This window comes from Mesorhizobium sp. M7A.F.Ca.MR.148.00.0.0 (assembly GCF_003997735.1).
Lineage (GTDB): Bacteria > Pseudomonadota > Alphaproteobacteria > Rhizobiales > Rhizobiaceae > Mesorhizobium.
On sequence record NZ_RZTB01000204.1, the window covers coordinates 1 to 5,372 of the forward strand.

Here is a 5,372-nt window from a genome sequence, read left to right on the forward strand (position 1 = left end):
CTCAAGGAGGGAGATTAGCGGCTAAACATCCCCCCAGTTTTCCCAAAGCAGCGTGATCGTGCCCGTCACGGCAATCGTCCCGTCGGCGTCGATATCCGTCCCGATAGCAAACGCCAGGTTGAGATAGAGATCGACCGGCGTCACCGTGCCATCCAGCGTCGCGGCGGCGGCGATGTCGGCCGTCGAGGCGGTCGACAGTGCGGCACCGACACCGTCGAGCGTGCGCGCGGTCGAGGCCAGCACGTTGACCATGGTCGAGGCCAGCGTCGCGCTCGATGCCGCCGCTGAACCGAGCGACCAAGTCAGCGCCGCATTGTCGTTGATGGTCGAAGCGCGGGTGGTCGGCACGGCGAACTGCAGCCGCGCCGTGCCGCCCTTGATGCGCACCTTGCCGTCGGTGAAGTCGAAGATCTTCTGGCCGGCATAGGCCAGCGCATCGGTGACCGGCACCTGCATGCCGGCGAAGGTGAAGACGGTGCGGTACGATCCGCCCTGCCCTGTGGTGACGGCTTTCAGGCCGGGCCTGGGCGGGGCAAGGCCGGCCTCGCGGGCGGCGGCACGGGCAAGCGTCCGGGGAAGACCTCGGGTCATGGCATTTCTCCATTTTTTCAGTGGCAATTCTGGCAGCTCGACCCATCAAGCCCCAGCAGGGCGAGCCGTCGAAGGCTGAATCATTTTAACAAGGAGCACCGCTAGCGCCTTGTTCGAAAGAGATGTTTTCGGCCGCCGGCCTATCAACGCCCGAGAAACCATGTCTTATATCGTGAGGCCTCGTGCCCCCGTTCCGCCGCAATGCGACCGCACGTGGCCAGCCATAGGGATTTCAGGCCTTCAAGGGAGACCGCACATGAACTTTCACAAAGCCATCGCCGCCGTGCTGATGACCGCAGCACTGGCAGGCTGCGCGCAGACCGAAGGCCAGCAGCGGGCCGGAACCGGCGCGCTGATCGGCGGCGCCGGCGGCGCCCTCGTCGGCCAGGCCATCGGCGGCAACACCGAAAGCACGCTCATCGGCGCCGGCGCCGGCGCCCTGCTGGGCGCGGTTGTCGGCAGCTCCACCACGCCGCAGCGCCGCGGCGAACAGATGTGCCGCTACCAGGACCGCCGCGGCAACATCTACACCGCGCCCTGCGACGACCGGTATTATAACGGCGATTATTGATCATTTGGACCTTCTCCCCGTTGAACGGGGAGAAGGTCCCGGCAGGGGGATGAGGGGCAGCGCGATGTTCTGAGATGCTGGTGCTACCCTTACATTCGGAGCAGTTCGACGCTATCGTTTAGCACTCACGAGGGGGCGACGATGCGAATTACTGTCCAGTGCACTATTTTCCATGTTGCAGTCCGGTGGTTCAAGCCAGCTAGGTGATGCGGCCGATAAAAGGGTGAACTGCAGGCAGGACAAAGGGCGCAATCACCGCAATTCCAATCAAACGTTTAACTTTTGAAATTCTCGTCCACGAACATCTCGGCAAATCTCTCGGGCGGGAGGGTCGTGCCGTTGACGCGAGCGATTTCGACATTCCTCACCCACATATCCCGGATTGCTGCCGGCATTCCCTCGGGCATGTGCATGGACTGGGCGACTGCGTCATGCCACCGTCCATCGCCACCAAACAGAGATTGCAGTTTGGGGGCCATTCTTTTCAAGCCCTCTTCCGACTCTTGAGAAAGTTCTCCGATCGCCCAGAGCACATAAACATCCAGCAGTCTAAGCAGCGGCTGCCCGTCATAACGTGGGTTAGTCGACATTTAATTTCTCACGCAGCATGGGTGGCATAATAAATAACGCGTTCGCAGATAGCGGAACGCTTGGCTTTTCTTTCTGCGATGCAACCAAAGCCTCGGTAATCTCGATCGCAAGGTTGATTTCGAGAAAGTATGCCAGGCCCTCTTTAGCTGCCTCGGCTGGTACCAACACCCCATCCTGCTGAGGCAAAACCATTGCGTCTGAATCCTCTGTCCAAGGCTCCGCCGCGTAGATTGTGGGCTCCGCTGCGTAGACCGGGTCCTCCTCGTCAAATTCCGACAACCGTCCAACGATATCCAGCAACTTCATTTTTTTCCCCACAGGGAAAATCCTCCTCGGCCATTCGGATGCAGTGTCTTCTGGAAGATAGTCCCAGGATCATGTTGGGATATACGGACGAATTACATGACACCTACGGTTAGGGGGATTTGCACAATGATCGTCCGAAGTGGGTCATGGCCCCCGCAAGTCAGTGCTCCTTGCACCCTATTCCCCGTTTCGTCCCGCCTTTTCCAGTGCCGCCTTACGCTGAATTTCGATAGTTCGATTCCAGAAGCGCACCGCTTCAAAATGCTCTTGTCTGGTCAACCAGATCTTGTTCTCCAAACTGACTGGATCGCCGCCAACCGCAATCGGTTTGATCTCGAACAATTCCATACCCTTGGAGCGAGAAGCTGTATCTTGGACGCTCATTTCAAGTCCTCCAGCGTAGCAAATAGATCGGCGAGGTCTCGCGCTATCGTCTCGGCGGATTGCCGTTCCATAAATATAAAGGGGATGCGCACGATTGGCATTTCCACTTCGTGCGTGTCGAAGCCATAGGCTTCCCCTCCTCCGTTTGATGCAAACAACAGGATGCCTGGTGCATATTTTTCAACCTCATATTCTCGATTGAATTCCACCAACTCTTCGGCTTTGAAAAAAATTACATAGCTGTCGCCGATGAAGCCTTCCCCTCCATTATGCTCCTTGAGGAATTTGGTGTAATCCTTGGGCAGCGTCACTCCCAAGTTTGAGGACAGACCATCGACAACTGCGGCTTCAGCCGGTGGGTCGAAACGCCCCTCAGTTAGAGTATATCCCACTGCTATTCTCCTATTTCTTTCAATAGTTTATTCCACCATGGCGTAACCTGCTGCTGATGAACTTCGCGGGGCAGAATGACCTTGTTGGCCGCATCCGTCGGACTCCCGCCAAACTTCACTGGCTTGATTTCATGCACATCCACGGGCTGGCCGACAAGTCCTCGCTTTCGGCGGATAATGCGATTGGCTTTATCGGCCACTTTTCTAGCAGCTTTGTGCTCTGTACCTTCTAGCCGTATGAATGGTCCCTCTGGCTTGGGAACAACCCCTATCGGATAATCTGCCCAATCTGACATTGAGAAACTGCCCGAGGGGAGATCGGCAGCTACTTCCGGCCGTACCGCCTCATCGGCGGATTTGCCAAGCACGTCTTCGGCAACCTTGCCCTCCGGTACGCTAGCACTCGTCGACTCAATTGCGCGCGGTATTGCGCTCTTGCCGACCCGACCGAAAACGGGCACCGGTATCGCCCAGCCCAATGCGTCACTTCCCTGACGCATCATCACCTTCTCGACATTGTTCTCCGGCTCGTAGTAGGCATCCGTGTAGTCTGGAGGGCTGATCGTTCCTCCGGACATGCCGTAGGCAACCCAATCATTTGCGTTGGCCAAGGCGATCCCGGCATTCGCGAGTATCTTGCCAAGGGCTTTGGCGTCAGCCTGAAACACCTCGTCCACCGGAAGGCCCGGCTTGCCGCCAGGGAGAATCCCGCCCAGACCGGCATCATCCAATTCCCGGACCAGAGCTGCTCGTGCGACACCACCCTTCGTGCGCGCGAACAACGCGCTTGCCTTCGCGTAGTTGTCCATGAAGTCCATGCTTCCGCTGTCGCGGTCGTCAGCAAGCTTGCGGAGAATGGAGAACGGCACGGGTTGAAGATTTTCATCATCAACACCCAAAGCTTTTTGCTGGGCAACAGACAGTTCTATTGTTCTGTCGTATGTGCCTTGGTCATATGCCGCTGGATCCGAAGGCCCATTGCCAAGTACGGCTTTCCAGCCTGCGGAGATGTTCGGAGACAATTCGCTGACGTAACCACCAGGATCGACCCGCCTCCTCTCCAAGACCAGCTTTGCCGCGACGGTGGTTGCGTTATGGAGCGCTTGGTCTTCCTGCGAAGTGTCCGGCCCCGCATCAGCATCGCGAAGGGCGGCATGAACCGCTTGGTTCGACATGGTCCCCATGTCGAAAATCTTCTTCCCGACATCGGTCTGCCATTCGAAACCCTGCCAGCGCTTGTCACCTTCATCGAGGCCATAGATGGTTCTGTAGGCATCCCTGCCTGGCATACCGCCCGGGTAGGCGCCTGTGCGTGCGATTTCGTCCGGCGCCTCCGCCTCGGCGCGACCAATCGCGACACGCGTCTCGATGTCCTGAGTGAACTTGGCCACCTTTGCCTTTAAGGCCAGCGCTTCCTGTTCCTGTTGTGGAAGGTCGTCCCTGAACGCCTGCGCTATGCGCTCATCCGGAGTCTGCGTGCCGACGCGGTCATCTTTCCCGCCGGCCATATTTGGACTGCCCGAGAAAGAACTGCTTTCGGCTTGCGCCGTATCGCCGAAGGCATTGCTGCCGGAGGCCGGCGCGCCTTCGCTGAACATTTCCAGCGCATTTCCAGCGCGCGCTTCTGATCCTTGGCGATCAACGCCTCGAAGCGCGTCTTGGCCGCGGTGCCGAACCAGTCCTTGACCTTCTGCTGTCTGATCCCAGGGTCGAGCCCCATCTTGTCGATCAGGTCGAGTCCTTCCTGGCGGGCTGCTTCGAAGGTGACGGTATCGTCGGGGTTGGCGTTGCCGATGGCGATGGCACTGGTCTTGAGCGCCGTGTCGACCTGCGCCTGCTCGTAGTCCTTGCGCTGCTGGAGCTGCCGTTGTGCCATGCGCCGCGCACCAACCGCACGCATCGCTTCCTTCTGCCTGGCGAAATTGATGCGCTGGCTCTCGGGCATGCCAGGCAAGGCATCATCGAACAGCGTGTCGAACAGGCCTGATTTGACCACCCGGCCGTCGCGCGGATCGACCTGGCCGTACATGGTCTCATGCAGGCCGCTGCCATCGGGTGGCGCATTCGCCGCCGCCTCGTCTTCCGCCTGCGCGATCCGTCCGTTGAACCGCCGCCGCGCAAGCTCGGCGTCGAACGCCTCCTGCTGATCCTTCATCTGCTGGTAGCGCTCGGCGATAGCCGAAAACTGGTCGCCCAGCCCTTGCATGGCGCCGCCAATCAGCGATCCCTGCGGGTATTGCGGCGCATTGCCGGTATCGAGCCGGCGCTGTGCAATGGAGAGGGGGATGATGTGGACCATTGGCTGTTTCCTGTCCAACTGGCTTTGAAAAAAGCGCGCGCGGCGCTGGCGATCACGGCACGGCCGGGTCGCACGCTGGTCGTCGCGTTGGCGGGTTTTGTCGGATCGACTTTTTGGAGAAACCCTGAAGCAGCGGTGCTGCCTGCGTGGGTCAGTGGAGCTTGCCGTCAGCGCTACCGCCGTAGGGCCACGACGGTGGGGATCACGGTCGGTTTGGGCAACTTAGAGGGTTCATACC

The 5,372-nt window shown here is 59.2% G+C and carries 8 protein-coding genes; 2 read left to right on the top strand and 6 right to left on the bottom strand.

Going from position 1 to position 5,372, the window contains the following annotated elements; translation table 11 throughout:
• Nucleotides 1-21: 21 nt before the first annotated feature.
• Nucleotides 22-591 (bottom strand): hypothetical protein, encoded by a 570-nt coding sequence (locus EOB49_RS32670; RefSeq protein ID WP_127322618.1) that lies wholly within the window; start codon nt 589-591, stop codon nt 22-24.
• Nucleotides 592-847: 256 nt separating this feature from the next.
• Between EOB49_RS32670 and EOB49_RS32675 the strand changes: the two genes are divergently transcribed.
• The gene (locus EOB49_RS32675) at nt 848-1,162 is read left to right on the top strand and encodes a YMGG-like glycine zipper-containing protein (protein ID WP_127322619.1); all 315 of its coding nucleotides are present in this window, start codon (nt 848-850) and stop codon (nt 1,160-1,162) included.
• A gap of 275 nt (nt 1,163-1,437) precedes the next feature.
• Here the strand turns inward: EOB49_RS32675 and EOB49_RS32680 are convergent, their stop codons facing one another.
• From EOB49_RS32680 to EOB49_RS38225, 5 genes are all read right to left on the bottom strand, one after another.
• Complete coding sequence (locus EOB49_RS32680; protein WP_127366055.1) at nt 1,438-1,752, bottom strand: hypothetical protein; 315 nt, start codon at nt 1,750-1,752, stop codon at nt 1,438-1,440.
• On the bottom strand, nt 1,742-2,059 hold the full coding sequence (locus EOB49_RS32685; protein WP_127366054.1) for a hypothetical protein: 318 nt from the start codon (nt 2,057-2,059) through the stop codon (nt 1,742-1,744). The genes EOB49_RS32680 and EOB49_RS32685 overlap by 11 nt, the downstream gene beginning before the upstream one ends.
• A gap of 177 nt (nt 2,060-2,236) precedes the next feature.
• Complete coding sequence (locus EOB49_RS32690; protein ID WP_127322622.1) at nt 2,237-2,443, bottom strand: hypothetical protein; 207 nt, start codon at nt 2,441-2,443, stop codon at nt 2,237-2,239.
• A complete protein-coding gene (locus EOB49_RS32695) occupies nt 2,440-2,835 on the bottom strand; it encodes an SMI1/KNR4 family protein (RefSeq protein WP_127383390.1) in 396 nt (131 codons plus the stop codon). The genes EOB49_RS32690 and EOB49_RS32695 overlap by 4 nt, the downstream gene beginning before the upstream one ends.
• 1,453 nt (nt 2,836-4,288) lie before the next feature.
• The gene (locus EOB49_RS38225; RefSeq protein WP_245472947.1) at nt 4,289-5,134 is read right to left on the bottom strand and encodes a hypothetical protein; all 846 of its coding nucleotides are present in this window, start codon (nt 5,132-5,134) and stop codon (nt 4,289-4,291) included.
• Between EOB49_RS38225 and EOB49_RS37065 the strand changes: the two genes are divergently transcribed.
• A partial coding sequence (locus EOB49_RS37065; protein ID WP_206526177.1) for a hypothetical protein occupies nt 5,126-5,372 on the top strand: 247 nt, incomplete at its 3' end. The genes EOB49_RS38225 and EOB49_RS37065 overlap by 9 nt on opposite strands.